The organism is Streptomyces sp. NPDC003393 (genome assembly GCF_053589015.1).
In genome coordinates, this window is the sequence record NZ_JBSFRB010000042.1 from 34,898 (window position 1) to 55,765 (window position 20,868).

At 72.7% G+C, this 20,868-nt stretch carries 17 protein-coding genes and 2 pseudogenes; 18 read left to right on the forward strand and 1 reads right to left on the reverse strand.

Annotated features, from left to right (window positions below):
• Positions 1 to 24: 24 nt before the first annotated feature.
• The 8 genes from ACWDUZ_RS30990 to ACWDUZ_RS31025 all read left to right on the forward strand — a co-directional run bounded on the left by ACWDUZ_RS30990 (position 25) and on the right by ACWDUZ_RS31025 (position 8,896).
• Positions 25 to 1,185, forward strand: a complete 1,161-nt coding sequence (locus tag ACWDUZ_RS30990) for a quinone-dependent dihydroorotate dehydrogenase (protein WP_451635125.1) — start codon at positions 25 to 27, stop codon at positions 1,183 to 1,185.
• Complete coding sequence (gene pyrF / locus ACWDUZ_RS30995; RefSeq protein ID WP_451635126.1) at positions 1,182 to 2,027, forward strand: orotidine-5'-phosphate decarboxylase; 846 nt, start codon at positions 1,182 to 1,184, stop codon at positions 2,025 to 2,027. Before ACWDUZ_RS30990 ends, pyrF begins: the two co-directional genes overlap by 4 nt.
• Positions 2,028 to 2,312: 285 nt before the next feature.
• Complete coding sequence (locus ACWDUZ_RS31000; RefSeq protein ID WP_003977346.1) at positions 2,313 to 2,636, forward strand: integration host factor; 324 nt, start codon at positions 2,313 to 2,315, stop codon at positions 2,634 to 2,636.
• Positions 2,637 to 2,695: 59 nt separating this feature from the next.
• The gene (gmk, locus tag ACWDUZ_RS31005) at positions 2,696 to 3,289 is read left to right on the forward strand and encodes a guanylate kinase (RefSeq protein ID WP_451635127.1); all 594 of its coding nucleotides are present in this window, start codon (positions 2,696 to 2,698) and stop codon (positions 3,287 to 3,289) included.
• A 75-nt stretch (positions 3,290 to 3,364) separates the two neighbouring features.
• Positions 3,365 to 3,637 (forward strand): DNA-directed RNA polymerase subunit omega, encoded by a 273-nt coding sequence (gene rpoZ / locus ACWDUZ_RS31010; protein WP_004933985.1) that lies wholly within the window; start codon positions 3,365 to 3,367, stop codon positions 3,635 to 3,637.
• Between the two features lie 158 nt (positions 3,638 to 3,795).
• Complete coding sequence (coaBC, locus tag ACWDUZ_RS31015) at positions 3,796 to 5,001, forward strand: bifunctional phosphopantothenoylcysteine decarboxylase/phosphopantothenate--cysteine ligase CoaBC (protein ID WP_451635128.1); 1,206 nt, start codon at positions 3,796 to 3,798, stop codon at positions 4,999 to 5,001.
• 235 nt (positions 5,002 to 5,236) lie between these two features.
• Entirely contained in the window at positions 5,237 to 6,445 is a 1,209-nt protein-coding gene (metK, locus tag ACWDUZ_RS31020; RefSeq protein WP_451635129.1) for a methionine adenosyltransferase, read from the forward strand.
• A 303-nt stretch (positions 6,446 to 6,748) separates the two neighbouring features.
• Positions 6,749 to 8,896 carry a primosomal protein N' gene (locus ACWDUZ_RS31025; protein WP_451635130.1) on the forward strand — a complete coding sequence of 716 codons (2,148 nt, stop codon included), beginning with the start codon at positions 6,749 to 6,751 and terminating at the stop codon, positions 8,894 to 8,896.
• A gap of 211 nt (positions 8,897 to 9,107) precedes the next feature.
• Here the strand turns inward: ACWDUZ_RS31025 and ACWDUZ_RS31030 are convergent, their stop codons facing one another.
• Positions 9,108 to 9,650, reverse strand: coding sequence for a hypothetical protein (locus ACWDUZ_RS31030; RefSeq protein WP_451635131.1), 543 nt, complete (start codon positions 9,648 to 9,650; stop codon positions 9,108 to 9,110).
• A 240-nt stretch (positions 9,651 to 9,890) separates the two neighbouring features.
• Here ACWDUZ_RS31030 and fmt point away from each other — a divergent pair, with 240 nt between their 5' ends.
• The 10 genes and pseudogenes from fmt to ACWDUZ_RS31080 all read left to right on the forward strand — a co-directional run bounded on the left by fmt (position 9,891) and on the right by ACWDUZ_RS31080 (position 20,823).
• Complete coding sequence (gene fmt, locus ACWDUZ_RS31035; RefSeq protein WP_451635132.1) at positions 9,891 to 10,823, forward strand: methionyl-tRNA formyltransferase; 933 nt, start codon at positions 9,891 to 9,893, stop codon at positions 10,821 to 10,823.
• Between the two features lie 312 nt (positions 10,824 to 11,135).
• A complete protein-coding gene (locus ACWDUZ_RS31040) occupies positions 11,136 to 12,563 on the forward strand; it encodes an RsmB/NOP family class I SAM-dependent RNA methyltransferase (protein ID WP_451635133.1) in 1,428 nt (475 codons plus the stop codon).
• Between the two features lie 153 nt (positions 12,564 to 12,716).
• Positions 12,717 to 13,403, forward strand: a complete 687-nt coding sequence (gene rpe, locus ACWDUZ_RS31045; protein WP_451635134.1) for a ribulose-phosphate 3-epimerase — start codon at positions 12,717 to 12,719, stop codon at positions 13,401 to 13,403.
• A 164-nt stretch (positions 13,404 to 13,567) separates the two neighbouring features.
• Complete coding sequence (locus tag ACWDUZ_RS31050; protein WP_451635135.1) at positions 13,568 to 14,611, forward strand: sugar-binding transcriptional regulator; 1,044 nt, start codon at positions 13,568 to 13,570, stop codon at positions 14,609 to 14,611.
• A gap of 6 nt (positions 14,612 to 14,617) precedes the next feature.
• Positions 14,618 to 14,972 (forward strand): annotated as a pseudogene (locus ACWDUZ_RS31055) (barstar family protein).
• A 132-nt stretch (positions 14,973 to 15,104) separates the two neighbouring features.
• Positions 15,105 to 16,547: a GuaB1 family IMP dehydrogenase-related protein gene (locus ACWDUZ_RS31060; protein ID WP_451635136.1), complete on the forward strand. Its 1,443-nt coding sequence runs from the start codon at positions 15,105 to 15,107 to the stop codon at positions 16,545 to 16,547.
• Positions 16,548 to 17,030: 483 nt separating this feature from the next.
• Positions 17,031 to 17,543, forward strand: a pseudogene (locus tag ACWDUZ_RS31065) (amino acid permease); the annotation flags it as partial.
• Positions 17,544 to 17,579: 36 nt separating this feature from the next.
• Positions 17,580 to 18,032 carry an Lrp/AsnC family transcriptional regulator gene (locus tag ACWDUZ_RS31070; RefSeq protein WP_451635137.1) on the forward strand — a complete coding sequence of 151 codons (453 nt, stop codon included), beginning with the start codon at positions 17,580 to 17,582 and terminating at the stop codon, positions 18,030 to 18,032.
• 225 nt (positions 18,033 to 18,257) lie between these two features.
• On the forward strand, positions 18,258 to 19,046 hold the full coding sequence (locus ACWDUZ_RS31075; RefSeq protein ID WP_451635138.1) for a carbon-nitrogen hydrolase family protein: 789 nt from the start codon (positions 18,258 to 18,260) through the stop codon (positions 19,044 to 19,046).
• A gap of 64 nt (positions 19,047 to 19,110) precedes the next feature.
• Entirely contained in the window at positions 19,111 to 20,823 is a 1,713-nt protein-coding gene (locus ACWDUZ_RS31080) for a flavin monoamine oxidase family protein (protein WP_451635139.1), read from the forward strand.
• The last annotated feature ends 45 nt before the right edge of the window (positions 20,824 to 20,868 follow it).

A 20,868-nucleotide genomic window follows, 5' to 3' on the forward strand; every position in this document is an offset into this window, starting at 1 on the left:
TGTCCCCCTCTTCATGAGGACACCATGTACAAGATCTTCTTCAATCTGGTCTTCCGGCGCATGGATCCCGAGCAGGCCCACCACCTGGCCTTCCGCTGGATCCGTCTGGCCGTGCGCATTCCCGTGCTGCGCACGTTCCTCGCCGCCGCCCTGGCTCCCCGCCACGAGGAGCTGCGCACCGAGGCCCTGGGGCTGCGCATGCACGGCCCCTTCGGGCTCGCGGCCGGCTTCGACAAGAACGCCGTCGCCATCGACGGGATGACCATGCTGGGCTTCGACCACGTCGAGATCGGCACCGTCACCGGCGAACCGCAGCCCGGGAACCCCAGGAAGCGGCTGTTCCGGCTCGTCGCGGACCGCGCGCTCATCAACCGCATGGGCTTCAACAACGACGGCTCGCTGGCCGTGGCCGCGCGCCTGGCCTCGCGCACCCCCGTCTTCAGGACGGTCGTGGGCGTCAACATCGGCAAGACCAAGGTCGTCCCCGAGGAGGAGGCCGTCGGTGACTACGTGAAGTCCGCCGAGCGCCTCGCCCCCCACGCCGACTACCTGGTCGTCAACGTCTCCTCGCCGAACACGCCCGGCCTGCGCAACCTCCAGGCCACGGAGGCGCTGCGCCCGCTGCTGAGCGCCGTGCGCGAGACCGCCGACCGCGTCGTGCCGGGGCGCCGGGTGCCGCTGCTGGTGAAGATCGCCCCCGACCTCGCCGACGAGGACGTCGACGCCGTCGCCGACCTCGCCGCGGAACTCGGCCTGGACGGCATCATCGCCACGAACACCACGATCGCCCGCGAGGGACTCGGGCTGCGCTCCGACCCGGCCCTGGTCGCCGAGACCGGCGGGCTGTCCGGCGCCCCGCTCAAGGAACGCTCCCTGCAGGTGCTGCGCCGCCTCTACGCGCGCGTGGGCGACCGCATCACCCTCGTCGGCGTGGGCGGCGTCGAGAACGCCGAGGACGCCTGGCAGCGCGTCCTGGCCGGCGCCACGCTGGTCCAGGGCTACAGCGCGTTCATCTACCAGGGGCCGTTCTGGGCCCGCGCGATCCACAAGGGGCTCGCCGCGCGCCTGCGCGCCAGCCCGTACGCCACCCTCGCCGACGCGGTCGGCGCCGATGTGAAGAAGGCCGGCGTGACGCCGGCCGATGCGAAGAACGCCGATGTGAGGAAGGCAGGGAAGACCGCATGAGCCTGATGGAACCCTTCGGCGCCCGACTGCGCCGCGCCATGGACGAGCGAGGCCCGCTGTGCGTCGGCATCGACCCGCACGCGTCCCTGCTCGCCGAGTGGGGCCTGAACGACGACGTGGCCGGCCTGGAGCGGTTCAGCCGCACGGTCGTCGAGGCGGTGGCCGGCCGGGTGGCCGTCCTGAAGCCGCAGAGCGCCTTCTTCGAACGCTTCGGCTCCCGGGGCGTGGCCGTGCTGGAGAAGACGGTCCAGGAGGCGCGGGCGGCCGGGGCACTGGTCGTCATGGACGCCAAGCGCGGAGACATCGGCTCCACCATGGCCGCCTACGCCGAGTCCTTCCTGCACAAGGACGCGCCGCTGTTCTCGGACGCGCTGACCGTCTCGCCGTACCTCGGGTACGGCTCGCTCGAGCCCGCGGTCGAACTGGCGCGGGAGAGCGGCGCCGGCCTGTTCGTGCTGGCGCTGACCTCCAACCCGGAGGGCGGCGAGGTGCAGCACGCCGTTCGGCCCGACGGCCGGAACGTCGGTGCGACGATGCTCGCGCACCTGGCGCGGGAGAACGCCGGAGAGAGCCCGATGGGCTCCTTCGGCGCGGTGGTGGGGGCCACGCTCGGCGACCTGTCGTCGTACGACCTGGACATCAACGGACCGCTGCTGGCGCCCGGGATCGGGGCCCAGGGGGCGACCCCGGCCGATCTCCCCGCGGTCTTCGGTCCCGCGGTGCGCACGGTCGTCCCGAACGTCAGCCGGGGTGTTCTTCGTCACGGTCCCGACGTCGTCGCGCTGCGTGACGCGGCGGGACGCTTCGCCGACGAGATCCGGGTCGCGGTGGCCGTCGGCTGAGGTCGCGGGCGTGATCCGGCGGCGCGCGAGGCTGGATACATTCTCAAATCAGAGGCAATATGTCTTAAATGTCTGCCCTCACTGAGGCTGACCAGGACTTTTCCGCTGTTCTCGCTGACTCTGGCGTCCTTGACCGCTAGTCTCCGTCGAGTGGGGCCACCTCCCACGCCCTCGAGGCAGTGGGGGAGAACGGGCAAGCGTGTTGCTCGTGGCTCCCCAGGTGTGGGGCGACTAGGTTCCTCACCGGTCCGTATCCGACAGTTCGACATCCGAGGTGACGTAGGCGTGGCTCTTCCGCCCCTTACCCCTGAACAGCGCGCAGCCGCGCTCGAAAAGGCCGCCGCGGCTCGCCGGGAGCGGGCCGAGGTCAAGAATCGACTCAAGCACTCAGGCGCCTCCCTGCACGAGGTCATCAAGCAGGGCCAGGAGAACGACGTCATCGGCAAGATGAAGGTGTCCGCCCTTCTTGAGTCCCTGCCGGGCGTGGGCAAGGTCCGCGCCAAGCAGATCATGGAGCGACTCGGCATCTCCGAGAGCCGTCGGGTCCGCGGCCTCGGCTCCAACCAGATCGCTTCCCTGGAGCGTGAGTTCGGCAGCACCGGCTCCTGAACCCCGGCTCGTCGGGAAGGGAGTCCCGGGCACTCCGGGATTGCTGGAATAATCGCTGCATGGCTGTAACACCCCGGGGGACGTCCCCCGTCCCCCCGGACGCACGTCCGCGGCTGACCGTGCTCTCCGGCCCCTCCGGGGTCGGCAAGAGCACGGTCGTCGCCCATATGCGCAAGAAGCACCCCGAGGTCTGGCTCTCGGTGTCGGCGACGACCCGGAAGCCCCGCCCCGGCGAACAGCACGGGGTCCACTATTTCTTCGTCACCGACGACGAGATGGACAAGCTGATCGCCAACGGCGAGCTGCTGGAGTGGGCCGAGTTCGCCGGCAACCGCTACGGCACGCCGCGCGCCGCCGTGCTGGACCGCCTGGAGGCGGGCGAGCCGGTCCTGCTGGAGATCGACCTCCAGGGCGCCCGGCAGGTCCGCGAGTCCATGCCCGAGGCCCAGTTGGTGTTTCTCGCTCCGCCCTCCTGGGAGGAGCTGGTGCGCCGCCTCGCCGGCCGGGGGACCGAACCGCCCGAGGTGATCGAGCGCCGGCTGCGGGCGGCGAAGGTCGAGCTGGCGGCCGAGCCGGAGTTCGATACGACCCTGGTCAACACCTCCGTCGAGGACGTGGCGCGGGAGCTGCTAGCCTTGATGGACGTTGTGTGATCGTGACGGTCACCGCGGTGGTCGCACCGGGTGATCCACACGACTGAATCTTTCCCATCCATCGGAAGGTAGAGCGTGTCCTCTTCCATCTCCGCGCCCGAGGGCATCATCAACCCGCCGATCGACGAGCTCCTCGAGGCCACCGACTCGAAGTACAGCCTCGTGATCTACGCGGCCAAGCGGGCCCGCCAGATCAACGCGTACTACTCGCAGCTCGGCGAGGGTCTCCTGGAGTACGTCGGTCCGCTCGTCGACACCCACGTCCACGAGAAGCCGCTCTCCATCGCCCTGCGCGAGATCAACGCGGGGTTGCTGACCTCCGAGGCCGTCGAGGGCCCGGGGCAGTAGGTGTTTTTTCCCACAGGCCCGGCAGCGCGGCTGTCGGGCCTGTGGTGTGCCCGGGAACGCGGGGTTCGTCCCGCGCTCGAACGGCGATGATGCAGCATGGACGCGTACGCCGATGAGCCGAGGCGTGCGTGTCGTGTGTGCCGAGTGCGGGAGGCCCGGTGAGCAAGCCCAAGGTCGTTCTGGGGGTCAGCGGCGGCATCGCCGCCTACAAGGCGTGCGAACTGCTGCGCCGGCTGACCGAGTCCGGACACGACGTCCGTGTCGTGCCCACCGCCTCCGCGCTGCACTTCGTCGGCGCCGCGACCTGGTCCGCCCTGTCCGGCCACCCCGTCGCCACCGAGGTCTGGGACGACGTGCACGAGGTGCCGCACGTCCGCATCGGCCGGCACGCCGACCTGGTCGTCGTGGCCCCCGCCACGGCGGACATGCTCGCCAAGGCCGCTCACGGCCTCGCCGACGACCTGCTGACCAACACCCTGCTCACCGCCCACTGCCCGGTGGTCTTCGCCCCGGCCATGCACACCGAGATGTGGGAGCACCCGGCCACGCGGGAGAACGTGGCGACGCTGCGCCGGCGCGGCTGCGTCGTCGTCGAACCGGCCGTCGGCCGGCTCACCGGCGTCGACACCGGCAAGGGCCGGCTGCCCGACCCGGCGGAGATCTTCGAGGTCTGCCGTCGCGTCCTGGCCCGCGGCGTGACCGAGCCGGACCTGGCCGGCCGGCACGTCGTCATCAGCGCCGGCGGCACCCGGGAACCTCTGGACCCGGTTCGCTTCCTCGGCAACCGCTCCTCCGGCAAGCAGGGCTACGCCCTGGCCCGTACGGCCGCGGCCAGGGGCGCCCGGGTGACCCTGGTCGCAGCCAACACCACCGGCCTGCCCGACCCGGCGGGCGTGGACGTCGTCCCGGTGGGGACGGCCGTGGAGCTGCGTGAGGCGGTGCTCAAGGCGAGCAGGGACGCCGACGCGGTGGTCATGGCCGCCGCCGTCGCCGACTTCCGGCCCGCGGCCTACGCGACCGGGAAGATCAAGAAGAAGGACGACCAGGAACCGGAGGCTCTCGCCCTGGTCCGCAATCCGGACGTCCTCGCGGAGATTTCGGCCGACCGGGCGCGCCCCGGACAGGTGATCGTGGGCTTCGCCGCCGAGACCGACGACGTCCTCGCCAACGGCCGCAAGAAGCTGGCGCGCAAGGGCTGCGACCTCCTCGTGGTCAACGAGGTGGGGGAGCGCAAGACCTTCGGCGCGGAGGAGAACGAGGCCGTGGTGCTGGCCGCCGACGGCGGCGAGACCCCCGTACCGCACGGCCCGAAGGAGGCCCTGGCCGACACCGTGTGGGACCTCGTGGCCGCCCGGCTGCGTTGAAACCCGTCCCCGGCCGGTTCACCCGGATCCCGTACGGGGGCGGCGGCACCCTGGCCAAGGTCGCCGGGCATTGGGCACAATGCCCGTGCCGCAGGTCGCAGTGGGCCCGAGAGGCGAGACGGGTGGGCCCGTGGCCGAGTGCGACCGATAAACTGTCTTCCGGACGGCGCAGGGCGCAGCCCCCGTGCCGTCCACCAATGATCAGCCAGCAGCCGCTGCAACCCCAGGGAGCGTTGTGTCCCGTCGCCTGTTCACCTCGGAGTCCGTGACCGAGGGTCACCCCGACAAGATCGCTGATCAGATCAGCGACACCATTCTCGACGCACTGCTGCGCGAGGACCCGACCTCCCGGGTCGCGGTGGAGACCTTGATCACCACCGGCCTGGTCCACGTGGCCGGTGAGGTCACCACCAAGGCCTACGCGGACATCGCGACCCTGGTCCGCAGCAAGATCCTCGAGATCGGTTACGACTCCTCGAAGAAGGGCTTCGACGGCGCTTCCTGCGGCGTGTCCGTGTCGATCGGCGCGCAGTCCCCGGACATCGCGCAGGGCGTCGACGCGGCGTACGAGACCCGGGTCGAGGGCGACGACGACGAACTGGACCGGCAGGGCGCCGGCGACCAGGGCCTGATGTTCGGCTACGCCTCGGACGAGACGCCGACGCTGATGCCGCTGCCGATCTTTCTGGCCCACCGGCTGTCCAAGCGCCTGTCGGACGTGCGCAAGAACGGGACGATCCCCTACCTGCGCCCGGACGGCAAGACCCAGGTCACCATCGAGTACGACGGCGACAAGGCGGTCCGCCTGGACACCGTCGTGGTCTCCTCGCAGCACGCCAGCGACATCGACCTGGAGTCCCTGCTGGCCCCCGACATCCGCGAGTTCGTCGTCGAGCCCGAGCTGAAGGCTCTGCTGGACGACGGCATCAAGCTGGACACCGAGGGCTACCGCCTGCTGGTCAACCCCACCGGCCGGTTCGAGATCGGCGGCCCGATGGGTGACGCGGGCCTGACCGGCCGGAAGATCATCATCGACACCTACGGCGGCATGGCCCGCCACGGCGGCGGCGCGTTCTCCGGCAAGGACCCGTCCAAGGTGGACCGCTCGGCCGCGTACGCCATGCGCTGGGTGGCGAAGAACGTGGTGGCCGCGGGCCTCGCCTCCCGCTGCGAGGTGCAGATCGCCTACGCGATCGGCAAGGCCGAGCCGGTCGGTCTGTTCGTGGAGACCTTCGGCACCCACAAGATCGACCCGGAGAAGATCGAGAAGGCCATCGACCAGGTCTTCGACCTGCGTCCGGCCGCGATCATCCGCGACCTCGACCTGCTGCGCCCGATCTACGCCCAGACCGCCGCCTACGGCCACTTCGGCCGCGAGCTGGCCGACTTCACGTGGGAGCGCACCGACCGCGTGGACGCCCTGCGCCAGGCCGCGGGCCTGTAAGCGGCCCTTCGGCCCGCGAGCCGTCCGTTCGTCGAGGCCCGGTTCCCGGTCACGGGAGCCGGGCCTCGACGCGTACCCGTCGTCGCTCAGCGGCCGGGCACGGGGCGGGTCCGCCGCCGCGGGCGGTCGATCTCGCAGATCCTGACCCGCTCCACCGCCCGGTTGCCGGGCCGGACGGCGGGCGTGGCCGGGTGGTTCCCGGACCGGCCCGGCCGCGCCGCCCCGTGAAGCTGAATCCGTGTCGGTGCCGTGCAGGATCTCGGGCCGGCGCCGTTGTCGGTGTCGTTTGGTAAGAATGCAAGCGTGAGCAGCGAGAACGGACCGGACGAAGGCGGAGCCGAGGGGGCGCCGCCGGAGCAGCTCGCGCTCATCCGGGAGACCGTACGCAAGGCGAAGGAGCCACGTGCCAAGCCGCGCACCTGGCGGGGGGCGGCGCTCGCGGAGCGACTGCCCGTCGCGCGGGTGCTCGTCGACAAGGGCGTGCTCCACCTCGACCGGTACTTCGACTACGCCGTGCCCGCCGAGCTGGACGCCGACGCCCAGCCGGGCGTGCGGGTACGGGTGCGGTTCGGTGCCGGACGGCACCGGGTCCGGGAGGGCCGGCGCGAGGGCGGCGGGCTCATCGACGGGTTCCTGATCGAGCGCCGGGCCGAGTCCGACTACGCGGGGCCGCTGGCCGCGCTCGCCCAGGTCGTGTCGCCCGAACCCGTGCTGAGCGAAGAACTGCTCGGGCTGGCCAGAGCCGTCGCCGACCGGTACGCGGGCAGCGTCGCCGACGTGCTGCAACTCGCCGTGCCGCCGCGCAGTGCCCGCGCCGAGCGGCAGCCCTCGCCTCCCGCGCTGCCCCCGCCTCCCGTCCCGGACGCCGGCTCGTGGGCCCGGTACGAGCACGGGGGCGCCTTCCTCGCCGCACTGGCCTCCGGCGGCGGCCCCAGGGCCGTCTGGAACGCCCTGCCGGGGCCGGAGTGGAGCGAGGAACTGGCCCGCGCGGTCGCCGCGACGCTCGCCTCGGGACGGGGCGCGCTCGTCGTCGTACCGGACGGCCGGGTCGCCGCCCGGGTGGACGCCGCGCTGACCTCCCTCCTCGGCGGGGGGCGGCACGCCCTGCTCACCGCCGACGCCGGCCCCGAGCAGCGGTACCGGCAGTGGCTGGCGGTCAGCAGGGGCTCCGTACGGGCCGTCGTCGGGACCCGAGCCGCCATGTTCGCGCCGGTGCGCGACCTGGGACTGGTCGCCCTCTGGGACGACGGCGACGACAGCCTGAGCGAGCAGCACGCACCGCAGCCGCACGCGCGCGAGGTGCTGCTGCTGCGCGCCGCACTCGACCGGTGCGGCTTTCTGCTCGGCGGCTGGAACTGCACCGTCGAGGCCGCCCAGCTCGTCGAGAGCGGCTGGGCGCGGCCCCTGGTCGCGGCGCGCGAACAGGTGCGCCGGGCGGCCCCGCTCGTGCGCACCGTGGGCGACGACGACCTCGCGCGGGACGAGGCGGCCCGGGCCGCGCGGCTGCCCACGCTCGCCTGGCAGGCCGCCCGTGAGGGCCTGCGACACGGTCCGGTTCTGGTGCAGGTGCCCCGGCGGGGGTACGTCCCACGGATGGCCTGCGCCCAGTGCCGGGCGCCCGCCCGTTGCCGGCACTGCGCCGGCCCCCTCCAGGGGCAGGACGCGGACTCGCTCCGCTGCGGCTGGTGCGGGCGCGAGGAGACCTCCTGGCACTGCCCGGAGTGCGGATCCCTCCGGCTGCGGGCCCAGGTCGTCGGGGCCCGCCGGACCGCCGAGGAGCTCGGGCGGGCCTTCCCCGCCGTGCCGGTGCGCACCTCGGGGCGCGAGCACGTGCTGGACACGGTCCCTGCGGCGCCCGCGCTGGTCGTGAGCACACCGGGCGCCGAGCCGGTCGCCGAGGGCGGATACGCGGCGGCGCTGCTGCTGGACGGCTGGGCCATGCTGAGCCGCCCCGACCTGCGGGCGGGCGAGGACGCGCTGCGCCGGTGGATCGGGGCCGCCGCGCTCGTCCGGCCGCAGGAGGCGGGCGGCACGGTGGTCGTCGTCGCCGAGCCGACCCTGCGGCCCGTGCAGGCACTGGTGCGCTGGGACCCCGTCGGGCACGCGGTCCGGGAGCGCGCCGAGCGGGCCGAACTGGGATTCCCGCCGGTCTCCCGGATGGCCGCCGTATCGGGTCCGCCGGAGACGGTGGCCGACTTCCTCCGCGCGGTCGAACTGCCGCCCGACGCGGAGATCCTGGGCCCGGTGCCGCTTTCCGTCACCCCGCCCGGACGGCCCCGGCGGTCGGGCGCGCCGCCGCCCGGCGAGCAGTGGGACCGGGCGCTGATCCGTGTCCCGCCCGGCAGCGGAGCGGCGCTCGCCGCCGCCCTGAAGGCCGCCCAGGCGGCGCGCACGGCCCGGGGGAGCGGTGAGCCGGTGTGGGTGCGGATCGACCCGCCGGACATCGGGTGAGGCGACGGAGGACCGGGGGACGTGACCGACGAGCGGTGAGGTGACGCATGTCCGGGAGACGTGACCGACGGGAGGCGACGACGGTCCGGGACCGGCGGGCGGTGACAGGTCGTCACGAACGGCCAGGGGTGTCGCGGATGCGCGATGCCCTCCCGGAACTCCGGGGAGGGCATCGGTGAAGGATCGTCAGCGGGCGGGTCCTGCCCCGCCCTCAGCCGTTGCGCGGCACGGGAAACGCCGTGGGCCGCGCGTCCTCGCGCAGCGACGGGCTGCCCGCCGTCGGCTGGGTCGGCATGGAGCGGGCCGCGGGCACCGTCGGCATCGCGGAGAGACCGGTGCCGACGTTGACCGTGCGGGTGCCCGAGGGCTCCGCGCCCCGCTCGGTCTCCGCGGCCGCCTGCGCGGCGGCACGGCGCGCGCCGTAACGACGGTGGACCGCCTGCTTGGTGACGCCGAGCGCCGAACCCACGGCGTCCCACGAGAAGCCGAGCGAACGGTCGAAGTCCACGGCGGCCGTGACCAGCGTCTCGACGCTGTCCCGCAACTCCTGCGCGAGGCGGACGGTAGGGGCCGGGGCGCGTCCGTAGACGACGAAGCCCGTGGAGGGACCGGAGCGGCGCGGACGGTAGACGTTGCCCAACTGGGCGGTGAGCGTGCGCAGCGCGTCCACCTGCCGACGGACCCGCTCGATGTCCCGCACCAGCAAGTGCAGGCTCGCCCGGGCCTGGGCGTCGTGGGTTGCGTGGTCGGCCATGAACAAGCCTCTCGAACCGGCGTTGAAAGGAATCGAGCCGCGCGAGCGCGGCCCCTGGCGGTCAACTCTGTCTTGACCAACGCGCTTTCGCTCCGCTGGTCACGGTGTGGGGGCGTAAGGGCATATGCGTACGCCCCCCACGGGCGTGCGCCGCGCCGCTCGTCGGCCTCGGCTGTCCGTGCATGGTCATAGACTGGTGTGCTGCCCGCCCAGCCCCCGACCGAGAGGCCGCACCCGCCCATGAAGCTCGTCTTCGCCGGTACCCCCGAGGTCGCCGTTCCCGCTCTGGACGCTCTGCTCGCCTCCGGGCGGCACGAGGTGGCCGCCGTCGTCACCCGCCCCGACGCACCGGCCGGACGTGGGCGCCGGCTGGTCGCGAGCCCGGTCGCCGAGCGGGCCGAGGAGGCCGGCGTCGAGGTGCTCAAGCCGGAGCGGCCGCGTGACCCCGAGTTCCTGGAGCGGCTGACGCGGATCGCCCCGGACTGCTGCCCCGTCGTCGCCTACGGCGCCCTGCTGCCCCGGGCCGCCCTGGACATTCCCGCGCACGGCTGGGTCAATCTGCACTTCTCCCTGCTGCCCGCCTGGCGCGGCGCGGCGCCCGTGCAGCACAGCCTCATGGCGGGCGACGAGATCACCGGCGCCTCCACCTTCCTCATCGAGGAGGGCCTGGACTCGGGCCCGGTCTACGGCACCGTCACGGAGCGGATCCGGCCCACCGACACCAGCGGCGACCTGCTCACCCGGCTGGCCTTCGCCGGTGCCGGACTGCTCGTCGCGACCATGGACGGCATCGAGGACGGCACCCTGAAGGCCGTACCGCAGCCGGCCGAGGGCGTCACCCTCGCGCCGAAGATCACCGTCGAGGACGCCAGGATCGACTGGAGCGCCCCCGCCCTGCGCGTCGACCGGGTGGTGCGTGGTTGCACGCCGGCCCCCGGCGCCTGGACCACGTTCCGCGGCGAGCGGCTGAAGCTGATCCAGGTCGCCCTCGCGCCGCAGCGGACCGACCTCACCCCGGGCGCGCTCGCCGTCGGCAAGAACAGCGTTCACGTCGGCACCGGCTCACACGCCGTCGAGCTGCTGTGGGTGCAGGCCCAGGGCAAGAAACCGATGCGCGCGGCGGACTGGGCACGCGGCGTGCGCATCGCCGAGGGCGAGACCCTCGGGAACTGACCGCCGACCGCCTCGCGGGCCGCGGCCCGGGCAGGTCCCGGCGAGTCCCGTCCGCCCGGGCCCGGCTTCTCGGGCGGCAGCCCGCCGGACGAGCTCGCCGGCCGTAGGCCATGCGGCCGTGCCGGCCGCGGCCCGGGCCGGGATCGTCGGCTGCCCGTGACGGCGCCGCCCCATGGGCCGCCGCGGACCAGCCGTCCGCCGCCGGACGTAGCCTGGTCGAAGAGCACACCCGGGCCACGCGCACCCACGCCCAGCACATTCGTGCGCAGCGCATCCGTGCGCGGCGCCCCAGACATCCGGAGCACCTTTTCCGTGAGTGACACCCCCCGTCGGCCCCGCAGGCCCGCCAAGCCCTACCGCAGGCCGCAGAAGGACCCCGTCCGCATCCTCGCCTTCGAGGCGCTGCGCGCCGTGGACGAGCGGGACGCCTACGCCAACCTCGTTCTGCCGCCCCTGCTGCGCAAGGCGCGGGAGAAGGAGGGACCCGAGAAGTTCGACGGGCGGGACGCCGCGCTCGCCACCGAGCTGGTGTACGGCACGCTGCGCCGGCAGGGGACCTACGACGCGATCCTCGCCGCCTGCGTGGACCGGCCGCTCAGGGAGGTCGACCCGCCCGTCCTGGACGTGCTCGGTCTCGGCGTCCACCAGCTGCTCGGCACCCGCATCCCGAGCCACGCCGCCGTGTCCGCCACGGTCGAGCTGGCCCGGGTGGTGCTCGGCGACGGGCGGGCCAAGTTCGTCAACGCCGTGCTGCGCAAGGTCGCCCGGGACGACCTCGACGGGTGGCTGGAGAAGGTCGCCCCGCCCTACGAGGACGACCCCGAGGACCACCTCGCCGTCGTCCACTCCCACCCCCGCTGGGTCGTCTCCGCCCTGTGGGACTCCCTCGGCGGACCCCGGGCCGGCATCGAGGACCTCCTCGACGCGGACAACGAGCGGCCCGAGGTGACCCTCGTCGCCCGGCCGGGACGCGCCACCACCGAGGAACTGCTGCGTGAGGAGGCCGCGGTGCCGGGCCGCTGGTCGCCGTACGCCGTGCGGCTCACCGAGGGCGGCGAGCCGGGCGCCGTGGACGCCGTACGGGAAGGCCGCGCGGGCGTTCAGGACGAGGGCAGCCAGCTCGTGGCGCTCGCCCTGGCGAACGCGCCCCTCGACGGTCCCGACGCGCGATGGCTCGACGGCTGCGCCGGACCCGGCGGCAAGGCGGCGCTGCTCGCCGCCCTCGCCGCCGAGCGCGGAGCCGTGCTGCTCGCCTCCGAGAAGCAGCCGCACCGGGCCGGACTGGTCGCCAGGGCGCTCGCCGGGAACCCGGGCCCGTACCAGGTCGTCGCCGCCGACGGAACACGCCCCGCCTGGCGTCCCGGCAGCTTCGACCGGGTCCTCGTCGACGTGCCGTGCACCGGCCTGGGCGCCCTGCGGCGCCGCCCCGAGGCACGGTGGCGCCGTCGCCCCGCGGACCTGGACGGCTTCGCGCCGCTCCAGCGCGGCCTGCTGCGCACGGCTCTTCAGTCCGTGCGCGTCGGCGGAATCGTCGGTTACGCCACCTGCTCGCCCCACCTCGCCGAGACCCGCGCGGTCGTCGTCGACGTGCTCAAGCAGTTCCCCGAGGCGGACCTGATCGACGCACGCCCCCTCCTTTCCGGCGTGCCGGCGCTCGGCGACGGCCCCGACGTCCAACTCTGGCCCCACCTGCACGGCACCGACGCCATGTACCTCGCCCTGATCCGCAGAACCGGCTGAGCACCGGCGGGGCGCCGCCCGCGGCGAAGCGGAGGCGTGTGCGCACGCGGCTCGGCCGTGCGGGCGCGAGCGGTCCCCGCCGGCCCGCGGACAGAACAGGAGCCCGGAGGACCGCCGTCACGGCGGGGCGCGTCGGCATGGCAGGCTTGGGTCATGGCCGTGCAGATCAACCCCAGCATCCTGTCCGCCGACTTCGCGCGCCTCGCCGAGGAGGCGAAGGCGGTCGAGGGGGCCGACTGGCTCCACGTCGACGTGATGGACAACCACTTCGTCCCGAATCTCACGCTCGGCGTTCCGGTCGTGGAATCCCTGGCGCGGGCGACGGACACCCCGCTGGACTGCCATCTGATGATCGAGGACGCCGACCGGTGGGCCCCGCAGTACGTCGAGGCGGGCGCCTCCTCGGTCACCTTCCACGTCGAGGCGGCCGGCGCCCCGGTGCGGCTGGCCCGCGAGATCCGCGCCATGGGCGCCAGGGCCTCGATGGCGCTCAAGCCCGCCACACCCGTCGAGCCCTACGAGGACCTGCTCCCCGAGCTCGACATGCTGCTGATCATGACGGTGGAGCCGGGCTTCGGCGGCCAGGCGTTCCTCGACATCATGCTGCCCAAGATCCGCCGCACCCGGGAGCTGATCAGCAAGCACGGCCTCCAGCTGTGGCTCCAGGTCGACGGCGGGGTGTCGGCCGCCACGATCGAGCGCTGCGCGGAGGCAGGCGCCGACGTCTTCGTCGCCGGCTCGGCCGTCTACGGGGCGCAGGACCCGGCGGACGCCGTGCGCGCACTGCGGGCGCAGGCGGAGGCGGCCACCTCCGGCGCCTCGTGGGCGTGCAGCCACTGAATTCACGGCCACCGGGCACACGGGTGCGCCCACCGAGGCCATCATGGAATGGAGGCCCGCGCATGTCGAGGGCGTGCAACCACTGGGCATCAGGTACGTGAACGGCTCTCAGCAGGGCTGATCAAGAGCGCCGGATCTGCAAGGATGAACGGCGAATCCAGAGTGTGAACAGCAGTGAGGAGATCGCCGTGTCGGGTATGTCGGCGGGCCGGTCATCAGTGCGGATGGGACCCGCTGAGCTGGTGCAGGCGGCGGCCATGGCCCGCCGTTTCTACCTCGAGGGCAAGTCCAAGATCCAGATCGCCGAGGAGTTCGGCGTCAGCCGCTTCAAGGTGGCCCGGGTCCTGGAGACCGCCCTCGAACGGGATCTCGTGCGCATCGAGATCCGCGTCCCGGCCGAGCTGGACGCCGAGCGCTCCGACGCGCTCCGCGCCCGCTACGGCCTCAGGCACGCCGTCGTGGTCGAGTCCCCGGCGGACGCCGAGGAGACCCCCGACCCGGAGAACCTCGGCGAAGTCGCCGCGGACCTGCTCGGCGAGCTGGTCAACGAGGGCGATGTGCTGGGCCTGGCCTGGGGCCGGTCCACCATCCACATGGCGGCGGCGCTCGACCGGCTGCCCCCGTGCACGGTGGTGCAGCTGACCGGCGTGTACGACGCCGGGACCGCCGAGCGCGGCTCGGTGGAGGCCGTCCGCCGCGCCGCCCAGGTCTCCGGCGGAGACGCCCACCCGATCTACGCGCCGATGCTGCTGCCCGACGCGGCGACCGCGGCGGCGCTGCGCAACCAGACCGGGATCGCCCGTGCCTTCGAGTACTTCGACAAGGTCACGGTGGCCTGCGTGTCCATCGGCTCCTGGGAGCCGGGCATCTCCACGGTGCACGACATGCTCAGCGACGAGGAGCGCGCCCACTACGCCTCGCTCGGCGTCGCCGCCGAGATGTCCGCGCACCTCTTCGACGCCCAGGGCCGCCGGATCGGCCGGGACCTGGGGGAGCGGTGCATCACCGTCAAGGCCGAGCAGCTCCGCCGTATCCCCGAGGTCGTCGCGATCGCCGGCGGGCAGCGCAAGGCGCCGGCGATCGACGCGGTGCTGCGCTCCGGCCTGGTGACCAGTCTGGTCACGGACACCTCGGCCGCCGACAGCCTGATGACGGCCGGCCCCGCCCCGAAGCCCGCCCTGAACCGCGCGGACCCGGACGGGAGCTGACACCGGGTGAGCGAAGACCTGGCGGCCCGGCACCTGGTCACCCTGGACCTCGACGGTGTCACGGACAAGGCGGCCCTGATGGACCGCGCCGCCCGCGCCCTGGCGCTGCCCGACTGGTTCGGCCGCAACCGGGACGCGCTCGCCGACTCCCTCCCCGACCGCACCGTCTGGCCTCCGGCGGGGGCTGCGGCTCGTCGTACGGGGCCGGCGTGCGTACGCGGAGGCGGACCCGGACGAGTGGCACACGGCGCGGGAGGTGTTCGCCGAGGCGGTGGACCGCACTCCCACGCTCACCGTCGCCGTCACCCTCCAAGGTTCGCCGGCTCCCACAGGACCGCCCGCTCCTGGAGGATCCTCCTAACGCCCGCGCGGGAGCCTGGGCGTTGTGACAGGCCCTGAGAACGCTTGCGCCATGGGACAATGAAGTACGTGCTCTTTTCCCCCTGGCACACCTGTCCGGGGGTCACCTCTGATCGACTGGGATGTGCAGCACGTGCGTTTCCTCAATGACATCCAGCCCGCGTACGACCTGACGTACGACGACGTGTTCATGGTGCCGAGCCGCTCCGCGGTCGGTTCGCGTCAGGGCGTGGACCTCAGCTCGCCGGACGGCACGGGCACCACCATCCCGCTCGTCGTCGCCAACATGACCGCCATCGCCGGCCGCCGCATGGCCGAGACCGTGGCCAGGCGCGGTGGTCTGGTGATCATCCCGCAGGACATCCCGATCGACGTGGTCACCGAGGTCGTCTCCTGGGTGAAGAGCCGCCACCTGGTGCTGGACACCCCGATCGTGCTGGCCCCGCACCAGACCGTCGCCGACGCCATCGCCCTGCTGCCCAAGCGGTCGCACAACGCGGGCGTGGTCGTCGACGAGCAGCGGCGGCCCGTCGGCGTCGTCACCGACGCCGACCTGACCGGAGTGGACCGCTTCACCCAACTCGAAGTGGTCATGTCCAAGGACCTGCTCCTGCTCGACGCCGACATCGACCCGCGCGAGGCCTTCAACACGCTGGACGCGCACAACCGGCGCTACGTCCCCGCCGTCGACAAGGACGGCAGGCTGGCCGGCATCCTCACCCGCAAGGGCGCGCTGCGCGCCACGCTGTACACGCCGGCCGTCGACAGGAACGGCAGGCTGCGCATCGCCGCGGCCGTCGGCATCAACGGCGACGTGGCGGGCAAGGCCAAGCAACTGCTCGACGCGGGCGTGGACACGCTCGTCATCGACACCGCGCACGGTCACCAGGAGTCGATGATCTCCGCGATCAAGCTGGTGCGCGCCCTCGACCCGCAGGTGCCGATCGTCGCGGGCAACATCGTCTCCGCCGAGGGCGTCAAGGACCTCGTCGACGCGGGCGCGGACATCATCAAGGTCGGTGTGGGCCCCGGCGCCATGTGCACCACCCGCATGATGACCGGCGTGGGCCGGCCGCAGTTCTCCGCGGTCCTGGAGTGCGCCGCCGAGGCGAAGAAGTACGGCAAGCACGTGTGGGCCGACGGCGGTGTCCGCCACCCCCGCGACGTGGCCATGGCCCTCGCGGCCGGCGCGTCCAACGTGATGATCGGCTCCTGGTTCGCGGGCACCTACGAGTCTCCGGGCGACCTCCAGCACGACGCGAGCGGGCGCGCCTACAAGGAGTCGTTCGGCATGGCCTCCGCGCGCGCGGTGCGCAACCGGACCTCGGAGGAGTCGGCGTACGACCGCGCCCGCAAGGCGCTGTTCGAGGAGGGGATCTCCACCTCCCGCATGTTCCTCGACCCGGCCCGCCCGGGCGTCGAGGACCTGATCGACTCGATCATCGCGGGCGTCCGCTCCTCCTGCACCTACGCCGGCGCCGCCTCCCTGGAGGAGTTCGCCGACAAGGCCATCGTCGGCATCCAGAGCGCGGCAGGCTACGCCGAGGGCCAGCCGCTGCACGCCAGCTGGACCTGAGCAGGGCCGCGCCCGTACGGCCGTGGACCGGTCCCGGCCCACGGCCCGCTCTCCCGTCTCCTCACGGCCCCCGCTCTCCCTCGCCGGGACAGCGGGGGCCGTCGGCGTCTCCAGCGGGTCCGGGTGTCCAGTGGGTCTGGGCGCCTCGGCGGGTTCGGGACGCCTTGGCGGGTCCGGCGCGCCCGGCGTGCCCGAAAACCCCGGACACTCCCACCCGTCTCGTGCGCAACGGACGAAAGCCCCTGCGCAACGAACGCCCGCACGGCCCCCCGCGAACGCAACGATCTTGCGGCGATGCGCAAGGTTGCTGCATTACAGGGGCAACGCCCCGGCTCGTAAGGTTCTGCGCTGTACGTCGGCGTGGCCAGGACCCCGCTCGGTGGGTCCCCGCGGGACGGGGCCGCCGGTCCCGGCCGCTCGAAGACCCCGCAGCGACGAAGGAGCCGCGCGTGCTCGACCGCGCCCGCGGCGCTGACGCCGCCCTGGGGCACCCTGCTGGCGTTCTGCGCGGTCATCGCCATCGCCAGTGTGGTCCTGACCGTGCTGTACGGCCAGACCCGCATCCTGTTCGCGATGTCCCGCGACGGCCTCGTGCCCAAGGTGTTCTCCCGGGTCCACCCGAGGTCCGGGGCGCCCCGCGCCAACACGGTGATCGTCTCCCTGTTCTGCGGCGTTCTGGCGGCGGCCGTCCCGCTGGGTCAGCTCGCCGACGCCACCAGCATCGGCACCCTCTTCGCGTTCGCCCTGGTCAACGTGGCCGTGGTGGTGCTGCGCCGGACCCGTCCCACCATGCACCGCACCTTCCGGGTGCCGCTGTCGCCGCTGCTGCCCGCGGTGGGCTTCGCCTTCTGCGTGTGGATGACGGGCAGCCTGTCCGCCGTCACCTGGGTGGTCTTCGGAGTCTGGATGGCGGTCGGGCTCGTGTTCTACTTCGTGTACGGCTACCGCCGTTCCCGTCTCGCGGCCGAGCCGAGCCCCGCGACGGCGAAGAAGTGACCGAGAGCCCGATCCCGAAGAAGTGACCCACACCCCGTGCTGAACGATCTCGACGAACGCATCGTGCACGCCCTCGCCGAGGACGCCCGCCGCTCCTACGCGGACATCGGGCAGCTCGTCGGCCTGTCCGCGCCCGCGGTGAAGCGGCGCGTGGACAGGCTGCGCGCCACCGGAGCCATCACCGGCTTCACCGTCCGCGTCGACCCGGCCGCCCTCGGCTGGAAGACCGAGGGGTACGTCGAGATCTACTGCCGGCGCAACACCTCGCCGGAGACCATCCAGCGTGGCCTGGAGCGCTACCAGGAGGTCGTGTCCGCGTCCACCGTCACCGGTGACGCGGACGCGATCGCCCAGGTCTTCGCCGCCGACATGCGCCACTTCGAACGCGTCCTGGAGCGCATCGCCGGCGAGCCCTTCGTGGAACGCACCAAGTCCGTCCTGGTCCTGTCGCCACTGCTCCGCCGCTTCTCCTCGGGCTCGCCGACGTAGCCGGCCCAGCTGCCCGGACGGCTCCTCTCCGCGATGACCGCGTCGAGCGGCCGGGTGGACGAACCCCGGGTCCCGGCGGAGTCGCGCAACGAATCACCGCCCACCCCGCCCTCCACGCAACGATCCGGCCGTCGGCGCGCAACGGCTCCCGCTTGTCCGCCGGAGCCGAGCGGCCGTACCGTCTAACCGACCCCCGACATCCCCCTTGACCGGCGAGGATCCCGCATGCGCACCGCCCTGCTCCAGAGCTCCGGCCACCCCGGCGCCGTCGCCGAGAACCTGAGAGTTCTCGACGCGGCCGCGGGCCGCGCCGCCGCCGCGGGCGCCGCGCTGCTCCTCGCCCCGGAGATGTTCCTGACCGGGTACGCGATCGGCGACGACATCGGCCGACTGGCCGAGTCCGCCGACGGCGAGTCCGCCGACGCGATCGCGGAGCTGGCCGGCCGGCACGGTCTGGCGATCGCCTACGGCTACCCCGAGCGGGACGGCGAGGCCGTCTTCAACTCCGCCCAGCTGATCTCCGCCGACGGCGTGCGCCTGGCCAACTACCGCAAGACCCACCTCTTCGGCGGCTTCGAACGCGACCACTTCGCCCCGGGCGAGCGGCCGGTCGTCCAGGCCCGGCTGAACGGCCTGACCGTCGGCCTGCTGATCTGCTACGACGTGGAGTTCCCGGAGAACACCCGCGGCCACGCCCTGGCCGGCACCGACCTTCTGCTCGTCCCGACGGCGTTGATGCACCCGTTCCAGTTCGTCGCGGAGTCCCTGGTGCCCGTGCGCGCCTTCGAGAACCAGATGTACGTCGCGTACGCCAACCGGGCCGGCCGCGAGGGCGAATTCGAGTTCGCCGGGCTCTCCACCCTCGCCGGCCCCGACGGAGTCGCCCGCACCCGGGCCGGGCAGAGCGAGGAACTGGTCCTCGCCGACGTGGACCCGTCCCTGCTCGCCGCCTCCCGCGAGGCGAACCCGTATCTCCGGGACCGGCGCCCCGCCCTCTACGGGGCCCTCTCCTGACCCGTCCCGGCATCCACCCCCCGCAGTTCCTCCCGCTCTTCCCCGCGCAAGGAGTCCGCACCCCATGACGTCCACGGTGCCCAACGCCGTCGAGCACGCAGACGAGCAGCAGCCGCCGATCACCATGTTCGGCCCGGACTTCCCGTACGCGTACGACGACTTCCTCGCCCACCCGGCGGGCCTCGGCCAGATACCCGCCACCGAGCACGGCACGGAGGTCGCGGTCATCGGCGGCGGCCTGTCCGGCATCGTGGCCGCCTACGAGCTGATGAAGATGGGCCTCAAGCCCGTCGTCTACGAGGCCGACCGGATCGGCGGCCGGCTGCGCACCGTCGGTTTCGAGGGCTGCGACGAGTCCCTGACCGCCGAGATGGGCGCGATGCGCTTCCCGCCGTCCTCCACGGCGCTCCAGCACTACATCGACCTGGTCGGCCTGGAGACCAGGCCCTTCCCGAACCCGCTCGCGGAGGCGACGCCGTCGACCGTCGTCGACCTCAAGGGCGAGTCGCACTACGCCGAGACCATCGACGACCTGCCGCAGGTCTACCGGGACGTGGCCGACGCCTGGAACAGGTGCCTCGAAGAGGGGGCCGACTTCTCCGACATGAACCGCGCCATGCGGGAGCGGGACGTCAAGCGCATCCGCGAGATCTGGTCGCAGCTCGTCGAGAAGCTCGACAACCAGACCTTCTACGGCTTCCTGTGCGACTCCGAGGCATTCAAGTCCTTCCGGCACCGGGAGATCTTCGGCCAGGTCGGCTTCGGCACCGGCGGCTGGGACACCGACTTCCCCAACTCCATCCTGGAGATCCTGCGCGTCGTCTACACCGAGGCCGACGACCACCACCGCGGCATCGTCGGCGGTTCGCAGCAGCTGCCTCTCAGGCTCTGGGAGCGCGAGCCGGAGAAGATCGTGCACTGGCCGTACGGCACCTCGCTGAAGGCCCTGCACGTGAACGGCGAGCCGCGCCCCGCCGTGACCCGGCTGCACCGCACCGCGGGCAACCAGATCACCGTGACCGACGCCGACGGCGACATCCGCACCTACCGGGCGGCGATCTTCACCGCCCAGTCCTGGATGCTGCTCTCCAAGATCCAGTGCGACGACGAGCTGTTCCCGATCGACCACTGGACCGCCATCGAGCGCACCCACTACATGGAGTCCAGCAAGCTCTTCGTGCCCGTCGACCGGCCGTTCTGGCTGGACAAGGCCGTCGACGACAGGGGAAATCCGACGGGCCGGGACGTCATGTCGATGACGCTGACCGACCGCATGACCCGCGGCACGTACCTCCTCGACGACGGCCCGGACCGGCCCGCCGTCATCTGCCTGTCCTACACCTGGTGCGACGACAGCCTGAAGTGGCTGCCGCTGTCCGCGAACGAGCGGATGGAGGTCATGCTGAAGTCGCTGGGCGAGATCTACCCGAAGGTCGACATCCGGAAGCACATCATCGGCAACCCGGTGACGGTCTCCTGGGAGAACGAGCCCTACTTCATGGGCGCGTTCAAGGCCAACCTGCCCGGCCACTACCGCTACCAGCGGCGTCTGTTCACCCACTTCGTGCAGGACCGGCTGCCGGAGGACAAGCGCGGCATCTTCCTCGCCGGCGACGACATCTCCTGGACCGCCGGCTGGGCCGAGGGCGCCGTCCAGACCGCGCTCAACGCGGTCTGGGGCGTCATGCACCACCTGGGCGGGGCGACCGACGCGGCCAACCCCGGCCCCGGCGACGTCTACGAGGAGATCGCGCCCGTGGAACTCCCCGAGGACTGAACCGGTCGTTCGGCCCAGCCGGCCCCGGGCGGCGCTTCACGCACT

Excerpts from the sequence above, each read along its gene's own strand:
- gmk (WP_451635127.1), top strand. The coding sequence starts at position 2,696 with ATGGCTGTAACACCCCGGGGGACGTCCCCCGTCCCCCCGGACGCACGT.
- ACWDUZ_RS31030 (WP_451635131.1), bottom strand. The coding sequence starts at position 9,650 with ATGGCCGACCACGCAACCCACGACGCCCAGGCCCGGGCGAGCCTGCAC.
- rpe (WP_451635134.1), top strand. The coding sequence starts at position 12,717 with ATGGCCGTGCAGATCAACCCCAGCATCCTGTCCGCCGACTTCGCGCGC.
- ACWDUZ_RS31075 (WP_451635138.1), top strand. The coding sequence starts at position 18,258 with ATGCGCACCGCCCTGCTCCAGAGCTCCGGCCACCCCGGCGCCGTCGCC.
- ACWDUZ_RS31080 (WP_451635139.1), top strand. The coding sequence starts at position 19,111 with ATGACGTCCACGGTGCCCAACGCCGTCGAGCACGCAGACGAGCAGCAG.
- fmt (WP_451635132.1), top strand. The coding sequence starts at position 9,891 with ATGAAGCTCGTCTTCGCCGGTACCCCCGAGGTCGCCGTTCCCGCTCTG.
- pyrF (WP_451635126.1), top strand. The coding sequence starts at position 1,182 with ATGAGCCTGATGGAACCCTTCGGCGCCCGACTGCGCCGCGCCATGGAC.
- ACWDUZ_RS30990 (WP_451635125.1), top strand. The coding sequence starts at position 25 with ATGTACAAGATCTTCTTCAATCTGGTCTTCCGGCGCATGGATCCCGAG.